This is a genomic window from Streptomyces sp. 17_S59 (assembly GCF_056930295.1).
Map to the genome: position 1 here is coordinate 5,899,054 of NZ_JBXOWD010000001.1, position 20,462 is coordinate 5,919,515.

Below are 20,462 nucleotides of genomic sequence, written 5' to 3' on the forward strand. Positions count from 1 at the left end.
TTCCGGGGATGCTATCGGTTGCGACCGGCAACTGGCCAAGCGCCAGGGCCAATAGCTGACCGAACTCCGATGACAGGGTGTGATCTTCTTCTCTATAAAATTGCCGCCAAATCCCTCCAATCGGAACATTCAGCCCTGGATCCGGTACTCCTCGAGTAGCCGGCGCCCGATGATCATTTTCTGGATCTCGGCGGTACCTTCACCGATCAGGAGCATCGGGGCCTCGCGGTAGAGGCGCTCGATCTCGTACTCCTTGGAGAAGCCGTAGCCGCCGTGGATGCGGAAGGCGTCCTCGACGACCTCCTTGCAGTACTCGGAGGCCAGATACTTGGCCATCCCCGCCTCGAGGTCGTTGCGCTGGCCCGAGTCCTTCTTCCGCGCCGCATTGACCATCATCGCATGGGCCGCTTCGACCTTTGTCCCCATTTCGGCCAGCTTGAACTGAATCGCCTGATGCTGAGCGATGGGTTTGCCGAAAGTTTGACGCTGCTGGGCATAGGCCACGCCCAGCTCGAAGGCACGCTGGGCGACGCCGCAACCACGCGCCGCGACGTTCACGCGGCCGACCTCCACGCCGTCCATCATCTGGTAGAAGCCGCGACCGGTCGTCCCGCCGAGCACCCGGTCGGCCGGGACCCGCAGCCCGTCCATGATCAACTCGGTGGTGTCGACGCCCTTGTAGCCCATCTTGTCGATCTTGCCGGGGATGGTCAGACCCGGCTTGACCTGGCCGAACCCCGGATCCTTCTCGATCAGGAAGGTGGTCATCGACTTGTGCGGGGCCGTCCCCGCAGCTTTTTTGTCGGTCCCTTCGTCCGTCCGGCACAGCACCGCCACCAGCGTCGACGAGCCGCCGTTGGTCAGCCACATCTTCTGGCCGGTCAGTACGTATTCGTCGCCGTCCCGCACGCCCTTGGACGTGATGGCCGACACATCCGAGCCCAGCCCCGGCTCCGACATCGAGAAGGCGCCCCGGACCTCGCCCGTCGCCATGCGCGGCAGGAAGTACTCGCGCTGCTCCTGGGTGCCGTGCTGCTTGAGCATGTAGGCGACGATGAAGTGGGTGTTGATGATCCCCGACACGCTCATCCAGCCGCGGGCGATCTCCTCCACGCACAGCGCATATGTGAGAAGGGACTCACCCAGGCCGCCGTACTCCTCCGGGATCATCAGCCCGAAGAGGCCGAGTTCCTTGAGTCCCTCGACGATGCGGGTCGGGTACTCGTCCCGGTGCTCCAGGCCGGTGGCAACCGGAATGATCTCCTTGTCGACGAATTCACGGACCGTCGCGAGGATTTCCTGCTGGACGTCCGTCAGCCCGTCGGTCTTCGCCAGGCGGCCCATCTCACTTCTCCCGGATGATCGGCTCGGGGCGGCCGGGCTGCTCCCCGCCGCGCTCCTCGATGTAGGTGGCGGTGGGGACCATCACCTTGCGCCGGAACACGCACACGAGGGTGCCGTCCTGCTTGTAGCCCCTGGTCTCGACGTGGACGATGCCGCGGTCGCTCTTCGATCTGGACGGGGTCTTGTCCAGCACGGTCGTCTCGCCGTAGATCGTGTCGCCGTGGAAGGTCGGCGCGACGTGCTTGAGCGACTCGACCTCCAGATTGGCGATGGCCTTGCCCGACACGTCGGGGACGGACATGCCCAGCAGCAGCGAGTACACGTAGTTGCCGACCACCACGTTCTTGCCGAAATCGGTCGTCTTCCCCGCGTAATGGGCATCCATGTGCAGCGGATGGTGGTTCATGGTGAGCAGGCAGAAGAGGTGGTCGTCGTATTCCGTGACCGTCTTGCCGGGCCAGTGCTTGTAGACGTCCCCGACGGTGAACTCTTCGTAGGTACGGCCGAACTGCATCGCGCTCACGCCTCCGGGATCTCGAACTTCGACGTGCGCGTCATGCCCGCCGCCCGTCCCTTGCCCGCGATGACCAGGGCCATCTTGCGGCTGGCCTCGTCGATCATCTCGTCCCCGAGCATCGCCGAGCCCTTCTTGCCGCCCGCCTCGGAGGTGCACCAGTCGTAGGCGTCCAGGATCAGCTCGGCGTGGTCGTAGTCCGCCTGCGAGGGCGAGAAGACCTCGTTGGCCGCGTCCACCTGGCCGGGGTGCAGCACCCACTTGCCGTCGAAGCCCAGCGCCGCCGCGCGGCCCGCGACCTCGCGGTAGCCGTCCACGTTCTTGATCTGGAGGTACGGGCCGTCGATGGCCTGGAGGTCGTTCGCGCGGGCCGCCATCAGGATGCGCATCAGGATGTAGTGGTAGGCGTCCGCCGGGTAGCCGGGCGGCTGCTCGCCCACGACCAGCGACTTCATGTTGATCGAGGCCATGAAGTCGGCGGGGCCGAAGATGATCGTCTCCAGGCGCGGCGAGGCGGCGGCGATGTCGTCGACGTTCACCAGGCCCTTGGCGTTCTCGATCTGCGCTTCGATGCCGATGCGCCCGGCCTCGAAGCCCATGGTCTTCTCGATCTGCGTCAGCAGCAGGTCCAGGGCGACGACCTGCTGGGCGTCCTGCACCTTCGGCAGCATGATGCAGTCGAGGTTGGGGCCGGCGCCCTCGACGACCGTGATCACGTCGCGGTACGTCCAGTGCGTCGTCCAGTCGTTGACGCGCACGACCCGGGCCTTGCCGCCCCAGTCGCCGTTGTTCAGCGCGTCGACGATGTTGTGCCGCGCGCCCTCCTTGGCCAGCGGCGCACAGGCGTCCTCCAGGTCCAGGAAGACCTGGTCCGCGGGGAGTCCCTGGGCCTTCTCCAGGAAGCGGGGGTTGCTGCCCGGCACGGCGAGGCAGGAGCGGCGCGGGCGCAGCCGATCAACAGGTGCAGGAGCGAAGCGACTTCCGGCGGGGGTGGTGGCGGGAGACGGGTGGGCGGGCGAAGGCGTGGTCATGCGGTTACCTCCAGGGGGTCGAGCCTGTTCGCTGTGCGGATCTCGTCGACGATACGGCCGATGATCTCCGTGATGCCGAAGTCCTTCGGCGTGAAGACGGCCGCGACGCCGGCCGCCCGCAGGGCGGCCGCATCGGCCGACGGGATGATGCCACCGACGATCACGGGCACGTCGCCCGCCCCCGCCTCGCGGAGCCTCGCCAGCACGTCCGGGACCAGCTCGGCGTGCGAGCCGGAGAGGATGGACAGGCCCACGCAGTGCACGTCCTCGGCCACGGCGGCCGCGACGATCTGCTCCGGGGTGAGCCGGATGCCCTGGTAGACCACCTCGAAGCCGGCGTCGCGGGCCCGCACGGCGATCTGCTCGGCGCCGTTGGAGTGGCCGTCCAGGCCGGGCTTGCCGACCAGCAGCCGCAGCTTGCCGGTGCCGAGGTCGGCCGCCGTGCGTGCGGTCTTCGCACGGACGGCCGCGAGCGGGGAGCCCGCCTCGGCCGCCACGGCCAGCGGGGCGCCGCCGACGCCCGTGGGGGCGCGGTACTCGCCGAAGACGTCGCGCAGCGCCCAGGACCACTCGCCGGTGGTCACGCCGGCCCGTACGCACTCCAGGGTGGCGGCCATCAGGTTCTCCGTGCCCGCCGCCGTCTTCTTCAGGACGGACAGGGCCTCCTGGGCGCGGGTCTCGTCGCGGTCGTCGCGCCAGCGGTGCAGGGCGGCCACGACGCGGGCCTCGTTGGCCGGGTCCACGGTCATGATCGCGGTGTCGAGATCGGCGGTGAGCGGGTTGGGCTCGGTGGCCTCGTAGCAGTTGACGCCGATGATCTTCTCCTCGCCGGCCTCGATCCGGGCCCGGCGCTCGGCGTGCGAGGCGACGAGCTGGGCCTTGAGGTAGCCCGACTCCACGGCCGCCATCGCCCCGCCCATCCCCTGGATGCGCTCGATCTCGGCCAGCGAGGCGGTCACCAGCCGCTCGACCTCGGCCTCGATCACATGGGAGCCGGCGAAGATGTCCTCGTACTCCAGCAGGTCGCTCTCGTGGGCGAGGACCTGCTGGATGCGCAGCGACCACTGCTGGTCCCAGGGGCGCGGCAGGCCGAGCGCCTCGTTCCAGGCGGGCAGCTGTACCGCCCGGGCGCGGGCGTCCTTGGACAGGGTGACGGCGAGCATCTCCAGCACGATGCGCTGGACGTTGTTCTCCGGCTGCGCCTCGGTCAGCCCCAGCGAGTTCACCTGGACGCCGTAGCGGAACCGGCGCTGCTTGGGGTTCTCGATGCCGTAGCGCTCGCGGGTGATCCGGTCCCAGATGCGGGAGAACGCCCGCATCTTGCACATCTCCTCGATGAACCGGACGCCAGCGTTGACGAAGAACGAGATGCGGGCGACGACATCGCCCTTGCGCTCCTCGGGCACCTGACCGGAGGCGAACACCGCGTCGAGCACGGCGATCGCGGTGGACATCGCGTAGGAGACCTCCTGGACCGGAGTGGCCCCCGCCTCCTGGAGGTGGTAGCTGCAGATGTTGATCGGGTTCCACTTCGGGATGTTGTTCACCGTGTAGGTGATCATGTCCGTCGTCAGCCGCAGCGAGGGCCCGGGCGGGAAGACGTGTGTCCCGCGCGAGAGGTACTCCTTGACGATGTCGTTCTGCGTCGTCCCCTGCAGCTCGGTGACGTCCGCGCCCTGCTCCTCCGCGACCACCTGGTACATCGCCAGCAGCCACATGGCGGTGGCGTTGATGGTCATCGAGGTGTTCATCCGCTCCAGGGGGATGTCCCGGAACAGCCGCCGCATGTCACCGAGGTGGGCGACGGGGACCCCGACCCGCCCGACCTCGCCCCGGGCGAGGACGTGGTCGGGGTCGTAGCCGGTCTGCGTCGGGAGGTCGAACGCGACCGAGAGGCCGGTCTGGCCCTTGGCGAGGTTGCGCCGGTACAGCTCGTTGGACGCCTCGGCCGTGGAGTGCCCGGCGTACGTCCGCATCAGCCACGGACGATCCTTCTGACGCTCAGTCATTTTTTGGATCTCACACGTCTCGGAAGCGGTTGATGGCGTCGATGTGCTTCGCCCGCATCTCCTCGTCGCGCACGCCCATCCCCTCCTCCGGGGCCAGGCACAGCACGCCGACCTTGCCCTGGTGGAGGTTGCGGTGCACGTCGTAGGCCGCCTGCCCGGTCTCGGCCAGGGAGTAGGTCTTCGACAGCGTCGGGTGGATCTTCCCCTTGGCGACCAGGCGGTTGGCCTCCCACGCCTCGCGGTAGTTGGCGAAGTGGGAGCCGACGATGCGCTTGAGCGACATCCACAGATAGCGGTTGTCGTACTGGTGCTCGTAGCCCGAGGTCGAGGCGCAGGTGACGATCGTGCCGCCCTTGCGCGTGACGTACACGGAGGCGCCGAACGTCTCGCGGCCCGGGTGCTCGAAGACGATGTCCACGTCCTCGCCGCCGGTCAGTTCGCGGATGCGCTTGCCGAAGCGCTTCCACTCGCGCGGGTCCTGCTCGTGCTCGTTCTTCCAGAACCGGTAGCCCTCGGCGCTGCGGTCGATGATCGCCTCGGCGCCCATCCGGCGGCAGATCTCCGCCTTCTGCTCGCTGGAGACCACGCAGACGGGGTTCGCCCCGCCCGCGAGCGCGAACTGCGTGGCGTACGAGCCGAGTCCACCGCTCGCGCCCCAGATCAGCACGTTGTCGCCCTGCTTCATCCCGGCGCCGTTGCGGGAGACGAGCTGGCGGTAGGCGGTGGAGTTGACCAGTCCGGGTGCCGCGGCCTCCTCCCAGCTGAGGTGCTTCGGCTTGGGCATCAGCTGGTTGGACTTCACCAGGGCGATCTCCGCCAGGCCGCCGAAGTTGGTCTCGAAGCCCCAGATGCGCTGCTCCGGGTCGAGCATGGTGTCGTTGTGCCCGTCGGCGGACTCCAGCTCCACGGAGAGGCAGTGGGCGACGACCTCGTCCCCGGGCCGCCAGGCGTTGACGCCGGGGCCGGTGCGCAGCACCACGCCCGCCAGATCGGAGCCGATGACGTGGTACGGCAGGTCGTGCCGCTTGCCGAGGGGGGAGAGCTTTCCGTAGCGCTCGAGGAAGGCGAACGTCGGCAGGGGCTCGAAGATCGAGGTCCACACCGAGTTGTAGTTCACCGAGCTGGCCATCACGGCCACGAGGGCTTCGCCGGGCCCGAGTTCGGGCACCGGCACCTCCTCCACGTGCAGGGACTTGCGCGGGTCCTTCTCCCGGCTGGGGAGTCCGGCGAACATCTCCGCCTCGTCCTTGTGCACGGTCACCGCGCGGTAGGACTCGGGGATGTCCAAGGCGGTGAAGTCCTCGGCGCTGCTGTCGGGCGCGAGTATCGCGTCCAGTATCTGGTTCACGGATGGCCTCCGGCGAAGCTCGTCGGGAAACGGGCTTGAGGGAACGTCGGGGGTGGTGCAGAGGCGGTGCCGTCGGTTCGGCGGTGGAGCGGCCGCGCGGGTGGCGCGGGCAAGAGCCTGGTGACGCAGGCATCCGGGCGCACAACGTACTTGTGGGGACAGCCGGCGCACGACGGTTGAGTCTGCGCGCCGGCCGCCCGGACACCCACAAGGTATGGCACCGCGTGCCAGCCGACAAGACACTGCGTGCCAACAATTTCTCTCAGATGTCACCTGCGCGGCACGCATGAGCAACAACGGCCGCCCCGATAGGGCGGCCGTTGTCCGTCAATATCCGTATCTGTCCTATCTCTTCCTGAGCACCTTCTCGATCGCGCTCATGACCTCGTCCAGGGGTGCGTCCGTGCGTGCCACCGTCACCAGCACCTCGCCCTCTCTCCGCACCGCCGCGGCAGGGCCCTCCTCCCGGGCCTCCCGGCCCGCGCCGATGCCCGTGCCGAAGGTCTCCCGGACGATGGCGAAGGCGTGGTCCAGCTGGGCCTCCAGGTCCCCCTGGCCGCCGCTGCGCAGCCAGCGCCGCAGCACGTGGTTGTGCGCGGTGACCACCGCCGACGCGGCCACCTCGGCGAGCAGCGGGTCGTCGTCCCCGTCGCGGTGGGCCGACTCGTCGAAGTGGCCCAGCAGGTACCGGGTGAACAGCCGCTCGTACCGGGCCACCGAGGCGATCTCGCGCTCGCGCAGCGCGGGCACCTCGCGGGTGAGCCGGTAGCGCTCCACGGAGACGGCCGGGGAGGCCGCGTACATCCGCATGACCTCCTTGATGCCCCGGCAGACGGTGTCCAGCGGGTTCTCGTGCGGCGGCGCGGCCTCCAGCACCCCCGCCGCCCGCACGAGGGTGTCGTCGTGGTCGGGGAAGATGGCCTCTTCCTTGGAGCGGAAGTGGCGGAAGAAGGTCCGCCGGGCGACCCCGGCCGTGGCCGCGATCTCGTCGACGGTCGTCGCCTCGTAGCCCTTCGTCGCGAACAACTCCATGGCGGCCGCGGCGAGTTTGCGGCGCATGGTGAGCCGCTGGGCGGCGGCGCGGCGGGATCCGGCGCTGCCGGGGCCGGACTCCTTGGGGTCCTTGGTCACCTTCGGGCCCTTGGCTCCCCTGGGTTCGGTGGCGGCCCCGCGCGGTGGGCGGGCGGACTTGGCGGACTGGGACATGTGGGGAACGTAACACGCGTCCGTGTGGGTGTGCCGGGGCGGAGCGCTCCCGGGGGCCGGGAGACGGCCCCCGGGCGGTCCGAGCAGTCCGCCCCACCCCTGCCCCGGGCCGCGGGCCGAGCCGCCGTCAGGCCTTCGCATACTCGCGGAAGCCGCGCCCGGTCTTGCGGCCCAGGCAGCCCGCCGCGACCAGGTGCTCCAGCAGCGGCGCCGGGGCCAGCCCCGGGTCGCGGAACTCGCGGTGCAGGACCCGCTCGATGGCCAGCGAGACGTCCAGGCCCACCACGTCGAGCAGCTCGAACGGGCCCATCGGGTAGCCGCCGCCGAGCCTCATCGCGGCGTCGATCTCGTCCGGCGAGGCGTAGTGCTCCTCCACCATCTTGACCGCGTTGTTGAGGTAGGGGAACAGCAGCGCGTTGACGATGAACCCCGCCCGGTCCCCGCAGTCCACCGGGTGCTTGCCGAGCCGCCCGCACACCGCGCGGACGGTGGCGTGCACGTCGTCGGCGGTCAGGACCGTGCGGACCACCTCGACCAGCTTCATCGCCGGGGCCGGGTTGAAGAAGTGCATGCCGATCACGTCCTGCGGGCGTGAGGTGGCGCGGGCGAGGGCGACGACGGGCAGCGAGGAGGTGGTGGTGGCCAGCACCGCGCCCGGCCGGCAGACCTTGTCGAGCGCGGTGAACAGCTCCCGCTTGACCTCCAGGTCCTCCGCCACCGCCTCGACGGCCAGGTCCGCCTCCGCCAGCGCGTCCAGGGAGCCGGCCGGGACGACCGCCGCGAGGGCGGCGTCCCGCCGGTCCGCCGTCAGCCTGCCCTTCTCCACCGAACGGGCCAGGGACCGCGCGATGCGCGCCTTCGCCGCCTCCGCCTTCTCCGCGGACCGGGCCGCGAGCACCACCCGGTACCCGGCCTTCGCGAAGACCTCGGCGATCCCGCTCGCCATCGTCCCCGAGCCCGCGACCCCGACGGTCCGCACCTCACGCCCGGCCGCGGCACCGGCCGCCGCGGCCGGGGTCCGGTCGTCCGCCACCACGGCCGCCGAGCCGGGCGCCTCGTAGGTGTAGAAGCCCCGCCCCGCCTTGCGGCCCGTCAGCCCGGCCGCCGCCAGCTGCCCCAGGACCGGCGCGGGCGCGTGCAGCCGGTCCTGCGAGGCGGCGTACATCGCCTCCAGGACCGTGCGGGCCGTGTCGATGCCGATCAGGTCCAGCAGCGCGAGGGGGCCCATCGGCAGTCCGCAGCCCAGCCGCATGGCCGCGTCGATGTCCTCGCGGGTGGCGTAGCGGGACTCGAACATCGCGGCGGCCTGGTTGAGGTAGCCGAACAGCAGCCCGTCGGCGACGAACCCCGGCCGGTCGCCCACGGCGACGGGCTCCTTGCCCAGCTCCAGCGCCAGTCCGGTGACGGCGGCGACCGCGGCGGGCGCCGTGAGCACCGAGGAGACGACCTCGACGAGCCTCATGGCCGGGGCCGGGTTGAAGAAGTGCAGGCCCAGGAACCGCTCCGGGCGGGCCGAGTCGGCGGCGAGCCGGGTCACCGACAGGGCGTTGGTGCCGGTGGCCAGGATCGCGGTGGGGCGCACGACGGCGTCCAGGGCGGTGAACACCTCGTGCTTGAGCGCATAGTCCTCGGGCACGACCTCGATCACCAGATCGGCCTCGGCGGCGGCGCCCAGCTCGCGCGAGGTGCGGAAGCGGCCCAGGGCGGCCCGGCGCTCCGCCTCGCTGATGCGGCCCCGCTCCACGGCGCGGGCGGTGGCGGCCTCCAGCGCGGCACCGGCCCGCAGGGCGGCGGCGTCGCTGATGTCGATGCCGACGACCTCGCGGCCGGAGAGGACGAGCACTTCGGCGATGCCGGTGCCCATGGTGCCCAGGCCGATCACGGCGACGGTGGCGATCGCGGACGGGGCGGCGGAGGTACCGGGGGCGGACGGTTCGGGTGTGGACGGACGGACCATCACGGGACTCCAGTGGATGTTCCCCGTGCGCGGGGGGAGTACTCCCGGACGCAGGGGGAGAGGGGACGGTTGGCGGCGCCCAGGGCGGGCGCGGCGACTGAGGGATTCCGTGGGCGGGTAAGGGGCGTCCACGGAGAGGGAGTTGTGCGGCGGCGGGCCCTGTCCCGGGGCCGAGCCGTGTGCTGGAGTGCCGAACCGACGGACCGGCGACGGTCGAAGTCGGGAAAACTCGAGGGGAAGCGAGGGAAAACGAGAAAAAAACCGTGGCGGCTGCGTCACCAGGCCGCCGGAGCGGGAGTGCTGCTCCTGCCCGGAGATTAACCGACGGGTAACCAAGAGCGCCAGGGGGCTTGCGCGCGACTTACGATGTGGTCCAGGCCACCCGGGGAGGGAGAGCGGGACATGGAAGAGGAATTCCGCGCGCTGCTGAAGCGGGTCCGGGCCGAACTGGTCTCCCCGGCCGAGTTCTCGTCGTACGAAAAGCTGCTCGCCCTCGTGCGCACCGACGGCCCCGCGGCGCGCGACCGGCTGGCCGAGGTCCTGGTCGCGCCCGAACGGCCGCTCTGGGCCCGCGAGATCGCCGCCTTCGCGCTCGGCGTCAAGGGCGACCGGCGCGCCTTCGAGACCCTGGTGCTCCTCCTCAACTACCGCGAGCCCGTGCGCTGCGCCACCGCCGCCCGGGCCCTCGCCCGCCTGCGCGACCCCCGCACCGCCCGCGCCGCCGCAGCACTGGCCACCAACCCCCTGCGCACCGCCTACGCCCTCCACCCCGTCCGCCTGCTGACCGAGCTGCGGGCGCCCGAGTCCGTACCGGCCCTGCTCGCCACCCTGGAGCGGCTGCTGGCCGCCCGCGACCACTGCTGGCCGGTCGCCCGGGCCTGCGTCGAGGGACTGGGCACGCTCGGCGACCGCCGCGCCGAGGCGACGCTCGTCGCCGCCCGCGAGCACGAACGCCTGCGCCCGGCGGCCGTGGTGGCCCTGGCCCGGCTGGGGCGCGGTCCTCAGGACGTGCGCAGCGGGTCCAGCAGGTAGCGCACTTCCGGTACGGGCGTGCCGTCGACGTCATGGGCATCCTCGGCCCCGTCGGGGGCGAACCCGGCGCGCTCGTAGAACCGGCGGGCGCATGCGTTGTCCTTCACCACCCACAGGGACATCCGCGCATAACCGAGCTTCCCCGCGCCCTCGACCGCGGCCCCGCACAGGGCCCGGCCGGTGCCGGTGCCGATCCGCCCGGGGCTCAGGTAGAGCGCGTACAACTCGGCCGTGCCGTCCGGCCCGTCGGCGTCGCGGCTCGGGCCGAAGCAGACCCAGCCGACCACCTCGTCCGCCGCCTCCGCGACCAGGTTCACCACCTGCCTGTCGCCCTTGGCCAGCAGTTCCCGGCGCCGGGCGGCGTCCGCGGCTGTGTCCATGGTGTCCAGGAAGCGCTGCGCCACGAGCCCCGCGTACGCGACCCGCCAGCCCGCCACCCGGATCTCCGCCACGGGCCCGGTGTCCGCCTCGGTCATCTCCCGTATGCACACCATGGGGGAACGTTAGCGCGCATGTTCCCCCTCGCTGAAGAACGTCAGTATGTATGCAAAAGGTGCGCCCCCCGGATTTGGGCGGGTGTGGCGTTGGTGGTTGGCTGGGCCGCACACACGCGGACCCGGACACATGCAGAACCGGCAAGCACAGCACTTTCATCGTCCCGGAGGACAAGCCATGGGCCAGGTCGAGGCCACCACGGAGCGGACCATCGCGGCGGGCGCGGAGGACGTCTTCGACGCGCTGGCGGACTACAGCGGCACCCGCGCCAAGCTGCTGCCCGAGCACTTCAGCGAGTACGAGGTGCGCGAGGGCGGCGACGGCGAGGGCACGGTGGTGCACTGGAAGCTCCAGGCCACCAGCAAGCGCGTCCGCGACTGCCTGCTGGAGGTCTCCGAGCCGTCCAGCGGGCAGCTGGTGGAGAAGGACCGCAACTCCTCCATGGTCACCACCTGGACCGTCACCCCGGCCGGCGAGGGCCGGTCCAAGGTCGTCGTGAACACCACCTGGCAGGGTGCGGGCGGCATCGGCGGCTTCTTCGAGCGGGCCTTCGCGCCCAAGGGCCTCGGCCGCATCTACGACGCCGTGCTGGCGCGCCTCGCCGCCGAGGCCGAGGGCGGGGCCAGCGCGGGCTGAGCCCGGGCCGCTCCGAGCGAACCCGGTCCGGGCTCACCGGATCGGGTGGTTTTCCCGGTGTCGCGCCGGTGCGCTCATACCCCCTCCGACCGGGGGAAAAACCCTCGTTCGGCGCTCCCACGCAAATCGTCGCGCTTGCTGGCCGTTGTCGCGTAATGCGAGAAATGGGCGGCAACTGCAGGTGCGACGAGGGGAGTAGTTACGTGGGCGGGTCCACCTTCGAGGCCACCTTGGAGAAGAGCGACAGCACGCTCGCCCTGCCCCACTCCGAACCCCTCCCGGCCGACCGGCGGCCCCCGCCGGGCCCGGCCAGGGTGCGGCTGGTCTTTGCCGGTCTGATGCTCGCCCTGCTGCTCGCGGCGCTCGACCAGACCGTCGTGGCCACCGCCCTGCCGAAGATCGTGGGCGAGCTGCACGGCCTCGACCGGATGTCCTGGGCGGTGACCGCCTACCTGCTCACCTCGACGATCGTCCTCCCGCTCTACGGCAAGCTGGGCGACCTCTCCGGCCGCAAGGCCGTCTTCGTCTTCGCGATCGTCGTCTTCGTCGTGGGCTCCGGGCTGGCCGGCTGGTCCCGCACCATGGACCAGCTCGTCGTCTTCCGCGCGGTACAGGGCATCGGCGCCGGCGGGCTGCTGATCGGGGTGCAGGCGATCATCGCGGACATCGTCCCCGCCCGCGAGCGCGGCCGCTACATGGGCGTCATCAGCGCCGCCTACGGGCTGGCCTCGGTCGCCGGGCCGCTCCTCGGCGGCTTCTTCACCGACCGCGCCTCCTGGCGCTGGTGCTTCTACGTCAACGTGCCCCTCGGCCTCGTCACGCTCGCCGTCGTCGCCGCCGGCCTCCGGCTGCCCCGGCCGCCGCGCCGGGCCCGCTTCGACACGCTCGGGGCGGTGCTGCTCACGGCCTCCTCCGCCTGCCTGGTGCTCCTCACCACCTGGGGCGGCACCGAGTACGCCTGGACCTCCCGCACCATCCTCGGGCTCGCCGCCGGGGCCGCCGGCACCGCGCTGCTGTTCGTCATGGTGGAGCACTTCGCCGCAGAACCGATCATCCCGCCGCACCTCTTCCGCGACTCCGTCTTCACCGTCACCGCCCTCGTCGGCGCCGTCGCCGGCGTCGGGCTCTTCGGCGCCGCCAGCTACCTGCCGACCTTCCTCCAGATGGTCGACGGCGTGGGCGCCACCGAGTCCGGGCTGCTGATGCTGCCCATGATGGGCGGCATCGTCACGGCCTCGCTCGTCTCCGGGAACCTCATCAGCCGAACGGGCCATTACAAGCTCCTGCCCATCCTCGGCGGCGCGCTCTCCGCCGAGGGCATGTACCTGCTCTCCCACCTCGACGCCGAGACCGGACGGCTGGTCTACAGCCTCTGGATGGCCATCCTCGGCGTCGGCATCGGCCTGGCGCTGCCCGTCCTCGTGCTCGCCGTGCAGAACTCCGTCCACCCCGCCGACCTCGGCACCGCCACCAGCGCCCACAACTACTTCCGGCAGATCGGCGGCTCGGTCGGCGCGGCGGTCTTCGGCACCCTCTTCGCCCACCGCCTCACCGCCGCCCTGGCGACCGAACTGCCGCCCCGCGCCGGCCTCCCGGCCCCGGACTCCATCACCCCGCAGCTGGTGCACGCGCTCCCCGCGCCGCTGCGCGACGGATACGTCCGGGCCTACGCCGAGGCCATGCCGCGGATCTTCCTCTACCTCGTACCGGTGCTCATCGTGGGCTTTTTGCTCGCCTTCCTGCTGAAGGAGAAACCGCTGGTGTCCCACAACGCCCCCGAGGCCGTCGTCCCGCCCGCGCGCACCGTCCCGCCGGCCGAGCCGCCGCCCTTCGTCGCGGGCATCCCCGTCACCGGTGCCGTCCAGCACCACGACGGCACCACCGTCCCCCGTGCCGCCCTCACCCTCATCGACATCCAGGGCCGCCAGATCGGCCGCGGCGCCAGCGGCGAGGACGGCCGGTACGCGCTGAGCACACCCGGCACCGGCAGCTACGTCCTCATCGCCGCCGCGGGCGGCCACCAGCCGCAGGCCGTCACGGTCACCGTCGGGGAGCGCCCCGTCGAGCTGGACGTCGTCCTCGGCGGCGCCGGACGGCTGGCCGGCACCGTGCGCACCGCCGACGGCACCCCGGTGCGCGAGGCCCTGGTCACCCTCACCAATGTGCACGGCGAGGTCGTCGCCTCCACCCGCACCGGGTTCGAAGGGGGCTATGTGATCGAGGAGTTGGTGGCCGGCGAGTACACCCTCGCCGCCAGCGCCCCGGCCTTCCGGCCCGCCGCCCTCCAGGTGACCGTCCAGTCCGCCCGCGAGACCCGCCAGGACGTCGAGCTGGCGGGCGGCGCGGTGCTGCGCGGCACGGTCCGCGCGAGCGGCGGACGGCCCGTCGACGACGCCCGGGTGACGCTCCTGGACGCCGCGGGCAACGTCGTGGACTCCGCCATCACCGGCCCGGACGGGACCTTCCGCTTCGTGGACCTCTCCGCGGGCGAGTACACCGTGGTCGCCGCGGGCTACCCGCCCGTCGCCACCGTGCTCCAGATCGCGGGCGGCGGCCGCACCGAGCGGGACCTGCAACTGGGCCACGCCGACTGACGGTTCAGAGCGGGGCCGCCCCGGCGAGGAGTTCGGCGGCGGCCTGGCCCGAGACCCGGGTGGCGCCGTGGGTCGCCAGGTAGACGGCGCCGGGCAGCGGCTCGCCCGGGACGCCCATCTCGACGACGACGGCGTCCGGGCGGTCGGCCAGCAGTTGCCGGAGCGCCCGGTGCATCCAGGCGTGCCGGGCCGCGTCCCGGACCACGACGACCAGCGGCCGCCCGGCGGCCGGTGACAGCGCGCTGCCGCGGAGGGCGGGCTCGCCCGCCGCCAGCTCCTGCTGGGTGAGGCGGACGGAGGTCGTCCCGGGCCGCAGCCTGCGCAGCGGCTCCGCCACACCCCAGGGCGTCTGCCGGTCGATGGCCAGGGTCGAGGTGGGGACCAGCTCCACGACGTGGGGGTCGCCGGGCAGCGGCAGCGCCCCGCTCGGCCGCGAGGTGACCCGGACCGCCCGGCGGGCCGCCACCAGCCCGATGCCGGGCTCCGCGGCGGCGGCCGGGCCCGAGCGGGCCAGCTCGCCGGACCAGGAGGCGAACGCGGCCACCCGGCCGGCCGCCTCGGCGAGCCGCGCCTCCGGGAGCGTGCCCTCGCGCACGGCCGCCACCAGCGCCGCGGCCAGCAGCTCCGCGGTGCCCTCGTCGGCGCTCTCCCCGCCGACGCACACGGCGTCGGCCCCGCCCGCCACGGCCCGCACCGTGGCCCCGTCGATCCCGTAGCGGCCCGTCACCGCGCTCATCTCGATGCCGTCGGTGACGACGAGGCCGTCGAAGCCCAGCTCTCCGCGCAGCAGGTCGACGAGGACGCGCCGGCTCAGCGTGGCCGGCAGCTCCGGGTCGACGGCGGGGACCAGGAGATGACCGGTCATCACCACACGCACCCCGGCCCGCATCGCGGCCGAGAACGGGGGAAGCGCGGTGGCGGCCAGCTCGTCCCGGGACGCGGTGATGCGGGGAAGGTCGTGGTGGGAGTCCACGGAGGTGTCCCCGTGGCCCGGGAAGTGCTTGGCACAGGCCGCGACACCGGCCGACTGGAGGCCCCGCACCCAGGCCGCGGTGTGCCGGGAGACCAGATCGGCGGTGGCGCCGAAGGAGCGCACCCCGATCACGGGGTTGAGGGGGTTGGAGTTGACGTCGGCGCTCGGCGCGTAGTTGAGGGTGACGCCCGCCGCGCGCAGCTCGTGCCCGATGTCGCGGGCCACGGACTCCGTCAGCTCCACGTCGTCCACCGCGCCCAGGGCGAGGTTGCCGGGGCGGGAGGCCCCCGTCCACGCCTCCAGCCGGGTGACGTCCCCCGCCTCCTCGTCGATGGCGACGACGAGGTCGGGGTTCTCCGCACGGAGGGCGGAGGTGAGGCGGGCCACCTGCTCGGGGCCGGCGATGTTCCGGCCGAAGAGGACGACCGCGGCCAGCCCCTCGCCGATGCGGCGGCGCAGCCAGTCCGGGGCCTCGGTCCCCTCGAAGCCGGGTTGCAGAACGGCGTTGGCCAGTCTGGTCAGTTCGTCGCTGCGGCCGCTGGTCGGCATGACGGGATACCTCCGATGGTGCGAACTGTCGGTCGGTCCGGTTCGAGGGGGATGCGAGGCGAGGGGGAGAGGATCGAGCCGGGGCTATTCCGAGTAGGCAAGGGGAGATTGGCCTGTACCAATCGGGGTGTCAAGATCGTGCGACTGCTTTCCAGCCGTTCGACCGTGATCCCGTTGACGCCCGTCGGACGCCCGTGCGAGCCTCGCAACGGAGTGATCAAATCTGGGGAAAGCGACGGCTGTTGGAGGATGTGATGTGCTCCGAGGCCCCGGACGGCCTCCTCTCCGGCCGGTACCGCGCCACGACCCTGGCGGTGGGCTCGGCGTTCGTCCTCGTCGCCTTCGCCCAGCTGGCGCTCGGCACCACGATGCCCGTCGCGGTGCAGCAGCTGGACGGGCTCTCCCTCTACGCCCTGGCCTTCGGCGGCTTCCTCACGGCGGGCATCGTCGGCACGGTCGTCGCCGGGGACCGCGCGGACCGGCGGGGGCCCGGACCCGTTCTGTACGCCGGGCTGGTGTGCTTCGCCCTGGGCAGCGTGCTGGCCGGAACCGCCGTGTCGATCCTGCCGTTTCTGCTGGGCCGCTGCGTGCAGGGCGTCGGCGGCGGCGCGGCGACCATCGCCCTCTACGTGGTGGTGGGCCGCTCCTACCCCGCGGAGCTGCGGCCCCGGATGTTCTCCCTGATCACGGCCTGCTGGATCCTGCCCTCCATGCTCGGCCCGCCCGTCGCCGGCGCCGTCACCGAACACGGCTCCTGGCGCTGGGTGTTCCACGGCACCGCCGCTCTGACCCTGGGAGCCGCGCTGCTGCTCGCCCGGCCGCTGCGGGGCCTCGGCCCCGCCCTGCCGGACGAGGCCGGGCCCCGGCCCGCCCGGATCCGGGCGGCGGTGGCCGTGGCCGTCGGCGCGGGCCTGCTCCAGTACGCCGGTACGGACCCGGGGTGGAAGTCCCTGCCCTTCGCCGCATGCGGCCTGGGGCTCGTGGCGGCGAGCGTACGGCCGCTGGTGCCCCGGGGGACGCTGCGCGCCCGCCGCGGACTTCCCTCCCTGGTGCTGCTGCGGGGCGTGGCCGCGAGCGCCTACTTCACGATCGAGTCCTTCGTCCCGCTGATGCTGGTCAACGAGCGGCGGCTGTCGCCGACCACCGCGGGCATGTCGCTGGCCGGGGCCGCGCTGAGCTGGGCGGGCGCCTCCTGGCTCCAGGGGCGGCCGGGCCTGCGGCTCACCCGGGAGCGCATCGTGCTGACCGGCGCCGTCGTCCACTTCTCGGCCGCCGCCGTGACGATCGCCGGAGTGCTGCACGCCCTGCCGGCCGCCACCCCGGCCGCCGGACTGGTCGTCGCCGGCTTCGGCATGGGGCTGCTGCTGCCCGGGGTCGGCGTGCTCACCCTGGAGCGGTCCGAGCCGCACCGGCAGGGCGCCGACTCGGCGGCGCTGCAACTCGCCGACAGCCTGTGCAGCGTGCTGCTCATCGGCCTGTGCGGCGCCGCCTTCAATGCCGCCCACAGCGGGGCGGGCCGGGACGCGGGCGCCTTCGCCCTGGTCTTCGCGGTGGTCGCCGCGACGGCGGGGATCGCCTGCGTACTCGCCGGAAGAATCACCGAGCCACTCGCGGAGGAGAAGGCCCATGCGCCGCTATGAACTGGTCGGCCGCCGGGACATCCGGCTGAACGAGGAGGCCCCCGTCCCCGTGCCGGGCCCGCTGGAGGTGCTGGTCCGCGTCCGGTCCTGCACCGTCTGCAACCGCAGCGACCTGGCCTACTACCACTACTACGGCCTGCGCGAGCACTGCGCCCAGGGCTGCTTCGGCCACGAGGTCTCCGGCGTCGTGGAGGCCGCCGGCCCGGGCGTCACCCGAGTGCGGCCGGGGCAGCGGGTGTTCGTCCGCACGCCCCTCACCACCGGATACGCCGAGTACGCGCTCGCCCGCGAGGTCAGCGTCGGCGCCCTCCCCGACACCGTCCCCTTCGAGCAGGGCTCGATCCTCCAACTGCTCCCGCTCGCCGTGCACGCAACCCGCGGCGTCGGGCTCGGCGACCGGGTCGCCGTCGTGGGCCAGGGGCCGGTGGGGCTGATGGCCCTGCAAATGGCCGCGCTCCGCGGCGCGTCCTCCGTCACCGCCGTCGACCTCGACGACTGGCGGCTGGAGAAGTCCGCACGGCTGGGCGCCGACGACTGCCGGCAGGTCGACGGCAGCGCCGAGGCGCTCGCCTCCGCCGGGGACGGCTTCGACGTCGCGATCGACGCCGTCGGCACCCCGACCACCCTCAACGCCTGTGTGCGGATGGTGCGGCAGAACGGCCTGGTCGTCATGCTCGGCACCCATCACGTCGACACCCGCGTCACCGTGGACCTCGTCACCTGGGAGCGCAAGGGGCTGCGCGTGCACAGCTCCGCCGAGCCCACCGACGTCGCCCGCGCCCAGGCGATGGCCGTCGCCGAACGGCTCGCAGCCGAACGGACGGACCGGCTGCACCTGTCCGACATCCTCACCCACGTGCTGCCCCTCGCCGGACTCCCGCAGGCCGTCGAGCTGCTCTCCGCCAGCCGGATGCTCTTCCCCGACGGGCAGGACGCGCCGTACTCCGGCCCGCCCCCGAAGATGCTGAAGGTGGCGATCCAGCCGTGACCCGGCCGGCGGGGGCGGGCCGGTGAAGTGGGGCGTGCTCGGCTACGGGGACGTCGTCCGACGGCGGGTGCTGCCCGCCCTGGAGGCGCTCGGCCAGGAGACCGTCCACCTGTGGGGCAGGGACGCAGAGCGCGCGGCCCGCGTCGCCGGGCGGCACGGCATCCCGCGCAGCGGCGCCGACCTGGGCCGCCTGCTGGCGGACGTGGACGCGGTGTACGTGGCCACGCCCGTCGCCGGCCATGTGCCGCAGGCCCTGGAGGCCGTGCGGCACGGCCGGCACGTGCTCGTCGAGAAGCCGCTCGCCGGGACCCTGAACCCCGGCGGCGGCGCACGGCTGGCCGCCGCTGCCGCCGCGGTCGGCGTCTGCGCGGGCGTCGCCTACTACCGGCGGCTCGGGCCCGCCGCCGCGGCCCTGCGGCAGCACCTGGAAGGCGCCCGGACGGTACGGGTGGAGTTCCGCTGCGCCTTCGACCCGGGACCCGCCCACCCCATGCTCTGGCGCATCGACCCCGCGGTGTCCGGAGGCGGCGTGCTCGCCGACGCCGGGAGCCACCGGCTCGACCTCCTGCTGATGCTGCTGGGCCGGCCCCACGAGGTGGCCGCCCGGCTGGACCGGAGGTTCCCGGCCGGTGCGGAGCGCCGGGCCGGGCTGCGCCTGCGCTGGGCCTCGGGCACGGAGGCGGAGTGCCTCGCCGAGTGGAGCCCGGAACCCGCCCGGGACCGGCTCGTCCTCCACCACGACGACCGCACGGTCGTGCTCGACCCGCTCGACTCGGGACTGCCCGCCAATCCGCACGTGCCGCTCCTCGCCGACTTCACCGCCTCGGCCGCGGCGGGCCGCCCGCCCGTCTGCCCGGTGGCGGACGCGGTCCTCGTGGACGAGGTCCTCGCCGCCGCCGGGCTGTCCGGCGCGCGCGGTGGCCGTACGGTCAGGCTCCGGCAGGGGTGAACTTCAGCGGGTCGCCATAGCGCTCGGGCGCCCAACTCAGCGGCTCGATATGGGCGTTGAAGGGTACACCCTCCCGCACCATCCGGGGCCTCGGGTGGTTGAGGTGGAACAGCGGGTCCTCGTACCGGACCACCGGCGCCGCCGCCGACAGCCGGGCGATCACGTCGTCGTCCTCGCCGCCCCACCCCTCGTAGCGCTCGTCGAAGCCGCCCACCCGGTCGAACACCTCGGTCCTGGTCCACACGCACCCGCCCGGCGGCTCCCGCAGCAGCAGGCCGCGCAGCTCGGCGAGCGGCACGTCGGGCTGCCGGTCGCGGATGCGGATGGCCCGCAGGGTGGAGGGCTCGTCAAGGGACAGGGACCAGCGGAACGGCAGGTGCGTGCCGTGCGTGCCCCCGGCGATCCGCTCGGTGTTCCTGCGGACGAAGGAACGGTCCACCAGGATGTCCGCGTCCAGGACACAGGTGTAGGGGAAGGCGGCCGGTGCGCTCTTCACCCCGACGTTCACCGCCCACGACTTGTTGAACAGGCCGCTCTTCTCCGCGAAGACATAGGAGTCGGCCAGCGGTTCGAGCAGCTCGCGCGAGCGCGGCCGCTCATCCGTCTCCACGACCGTCACCCAGGGGGCGGCACCGGCCTCCTGGTCGCCCAGCGACCGCAGGCAGGCGAGCAGGTTCCGGGTGCGCAGCCCGCCGCCCTCCGCGTCCCTGAACGGGATGACGACATGGACGTCCGTACGCCCCCGGCTGGGGGCCGCACGCCTCGCGGACGTCACGGGGCCGTCATCGCCGTCGGGTCCGCCGTCGTGCCCGTCGCCCAGGTGGTAGTCGATCCAGATGTGCCGGTCGGCCTCGGCCACGGCCGCGGCGAGCCGCGCCCGCTCCCCGGACGGGCCGTCGTCCAGTAACCCGGCCAGGGTTTCGCGCAGTTCGTGCTGCGCCGCGACCGCGTCCGGGTCCGCCGCGACCCGCGCGTAGAGCGAAGCAGCCTCGGGCCGCTGCTCGAGGAAGGCGGAGAGCAGGGCGTTCACGGAGCGGTAGTGCTCCTCGCTCGACTCCCAGTAGTCCGCGGCGATCTGCGGCACGGCCGGATCGTGCGCGAGGACGGCATGGGCGGTCAGCCGGTCGGCGAGGGCCCTGCTGCCGGTCGCTCGGGGGGCGTGCATGTCGATGGCTCCTGTCTTCGGGGGAAAGGCGC

16 protein-coding genes are annotated in these 20,462 nt (G+C 72.6%); 6 read left to right on the forward strand and 10 right to left on the reverse strand.

The window, feature by feature from the left end:
• Nucleotides 1-129: 129 nt before the first annotated feature.
• The 7 genes from AC1Z4A_RS26850 to AC1Z4A_RS26880 form a co-directional block, all read right to left on the reverse strand.
• Complete coding sequence (locus tag AC1Z4A_RS26850; RefSeq protein WP_483682437.1) at nt 130-1,344, reverse strand: acyl-CoA dehydrogenase family protein; 1,215 nt, start codon at nt 1,342-1,344, stop codon at nt 130-132.
• Between the two features lies 1 nt (nt 1,345).
• Nucleotides 1,346-1,858, reverse strand: coding sequence for a MaoC family dehydratase (locus AC1Z4A_RS26855; protein ID WP_483683743.1), 513 nt, complete (start codon nt 1,856-1,858; stop codon nt 1,346-1,348).
• A gap of 5 nt (nt 1,859-1,863) precedes the next feature.
• On the reverse strand, nt 1,864-2,889 hold the full coding sequence (locus AC1Z4A_RS26860) for an HpcH/HpaI aldolase/citrate lyase family protein (protein WP_483682438.1): 1,026 nt from the start codon (nt 2,887-2,889) through the stop codon (nt 1,864-1,866).
• A complete protein-coding gene (locus tag AC1Z4A_RS26865; protein WP_483682439.1) occupies nt 2,886-4,898 on the reverse strand; it encodes a protein meaA in 2,013 nt (670 codons plus the stop codon). The genes AC1Z4A_RS26860 and AC1Z4A_RS26865 overlap by 4 nt, the downstream gene beginning before the upstream one ends.
• 10 nt (nt 4,899-4,908) lie before the next feature.
• The gene (gene ccrA / locus AC1Z4A_RS26870; RefSeq protein WP_483682440.1) at nt 4,909-6,246 is read right to left on the reverse strand and encodes a crotonyl-CoA carboxylase/reductase; all 1,338 of its coding nucleotides are present in this window, start codon (nt 6,244-6,246) and stop codon (nt 4,909-4,911) included.
• A 345-nt stretch (nt 6,247-6,591) separates the two neighbouring features.
• Nucleotides 6,592-7,452, reverse strand: coding sequence for a TetR family transcriptional regulator (locus tag AC1Z4A_RS26875; protein WP_483682441.1), 861 nt, complete (start codon nt 7,450-7,452; stop codon nt 6,592-6,594).
• A 127-nt stretch (nt 7,453-7,579) separates the two neighbouring features.
• A complete protein-coding gene (locus AC1Z4A_RS26880; RefSeq protein WP_483682442.1) occupies nt 7,580-9,409 on the reverse strand; it encodes a 3-hydroxyacyl-CoA dehydrogenase family protein in 1,830 nt (609 codons plus the stop codon).
• A 402-nt stretch (nt 9,410-9,811) separates the two neighbouring features.
• Here AC1Z4A_RS26880 and AC1Z4A_RS26885 point away from each other — a divergent pair, with 402 nt between their 5' ends.
• On the forward strand, nt 9,812-10,441 hold the full coding sequence (locus AC1Z4A_RS26885) for a HEAT repeat domain-containing protein (RefSeq protein WP_483682443.1): 630 nt from the start codon (nt 9,812-9,814) through the stop codon (nt 10,439-10,441).
• Here the strand turns inward: AC1Z4A_RS26885 and AC1Z4A_RS26890 are convergent.
• Nucleotides 10,411-10,935: an N-acetyltransferase family protein gene (locus tag AC1Z4A_RS26890; protein WP_483682444.1), complete on the reverse strand. Its 525-nt coding sequence runs from the start codon at nt 10,933-10,935 to the stop codon at nt 10,411-10,413. The genes AC1Z4A_RS26885 and AC1Z4A_RS26890 overlap by 31 nt on opposite strands.
• 178 nt (nt 10,936-11,113) lie before the next feature.
• On the opposite strand from AC1Z4A_RS26890, the gene AC1Z4A_RS26895 reads away from it, so the two are divergent.
• Both AC1Z4A_RS26895 and AC1Z4A_RS26900 read left to right on the forward strand, forming a co-directional pair.
• Entirely contained in the window at nt 11,114-11,572 is a 459-nt protein-coding gene (locus AC1Z4A_RS26895) for an SRPBCC family protein (protein ID WP_483682445.1), read from the forward strand.
• Between the two features lie 203 nt (nt 11,573-11,775).
• Nucleotides 11,776-14,166, forward strand: coding sequence for an MFS transporter (locus AC1Z4A_RS26900; protein WP_483682446.1), 2,391 nt, complete (start codon nt 11,776-11,778; stop codon nt 14,164-14,166).
• Between the two features lie 4 nt (nt 14,167-14,170).
• Here the strand turns inward: AC1Z4A_RS26900 and AC1Z4A_RS26905 are convergent, their stop codons facing one another.
• Complete coding sequence (locus AC1Z4A_RS26905; protein ID WP_483682447.1) at nt 14,171-15,688, reverse strand: glycoside hydrolase family 3 protein; 1,518 nt, start codon at nt 15,686-15,688, stop codon at nt 14,171-14,173.
• Between the two features lie 254 nt (nt 15,689-15,942).
• Here AC1Z4A_RS26905 and AC1Z4A_RS26910 point away from each other — a divergent pair, with 254 nt between their 5' ends.
• From AC1Z4A_RS26910 to AC1Z4A_RS26920, 3 genes are read left to right on the forward strand one after another with little or no spacing between them, the layout of a single operon-like run.
• Nucleotides 15,943-17,328 carry an MFS transporter gene (locus tag AC1Z4A_RS26910; protein ID WP_483682448.1) on the forward strand — a complete coding sequence of 462 codons (1,386 nt, stop codon included), beginning with the start codon at nt 15,943-15,945 and terminating at the stop codon, nt 17,326-17,328.
• Entirely contained in the window at nt 17,315-18,316 is a 1,002-nt protein-coding gene (locus tag AC1Z4A_RS26915) for a zinc-dependent alcohol dehydrogenase (protein WP_483682449.1), read from the forward strand. Before AC1Z4A_RS26910 ends, AC1Z4A_RS26915 begins: the two co-directional genes overlap by 14 nt.
• 22 nt (nt 18,317-18,338) lie before the next feature.
• Nucleotides 18,339-19,265 carry a Gfo/Idh/MocA family protein gene (locus tag AC1Z4A_RS26920; protein ID WP_483682450.1) on the forward strand — a complete coding sequence of 309 codons (927 nt, stop codon included), beginning with the start codon at nt 18,339-18,341 and terminating at the stop codon, nt 19,263-19,265.
• On the opposite strand, the gene AC1Z4A_RS26925 is transcribed toward AC1Z4A_RS26920, so the two are convergent.
• Nucleotides 19,246-20,430 (reverse strand): galactosyltransferase-related protein, encoded by a 1,185-nt coding sequence (locus AC1Z4A_RS26925; RefSeq protein ID WP_483682451.1) that lies wholly within the window; start codon nt 20,428-20,430, stop codon nt 19,246-19,248. The two genes, AC1Z4A_RS26920 and AC1Z4A_RS26925, sit on opposite strands and share 20 nt — an antisense overlap.
• Nucleotides 20,431-20,462: the final 32 nt, after the last annotated feature.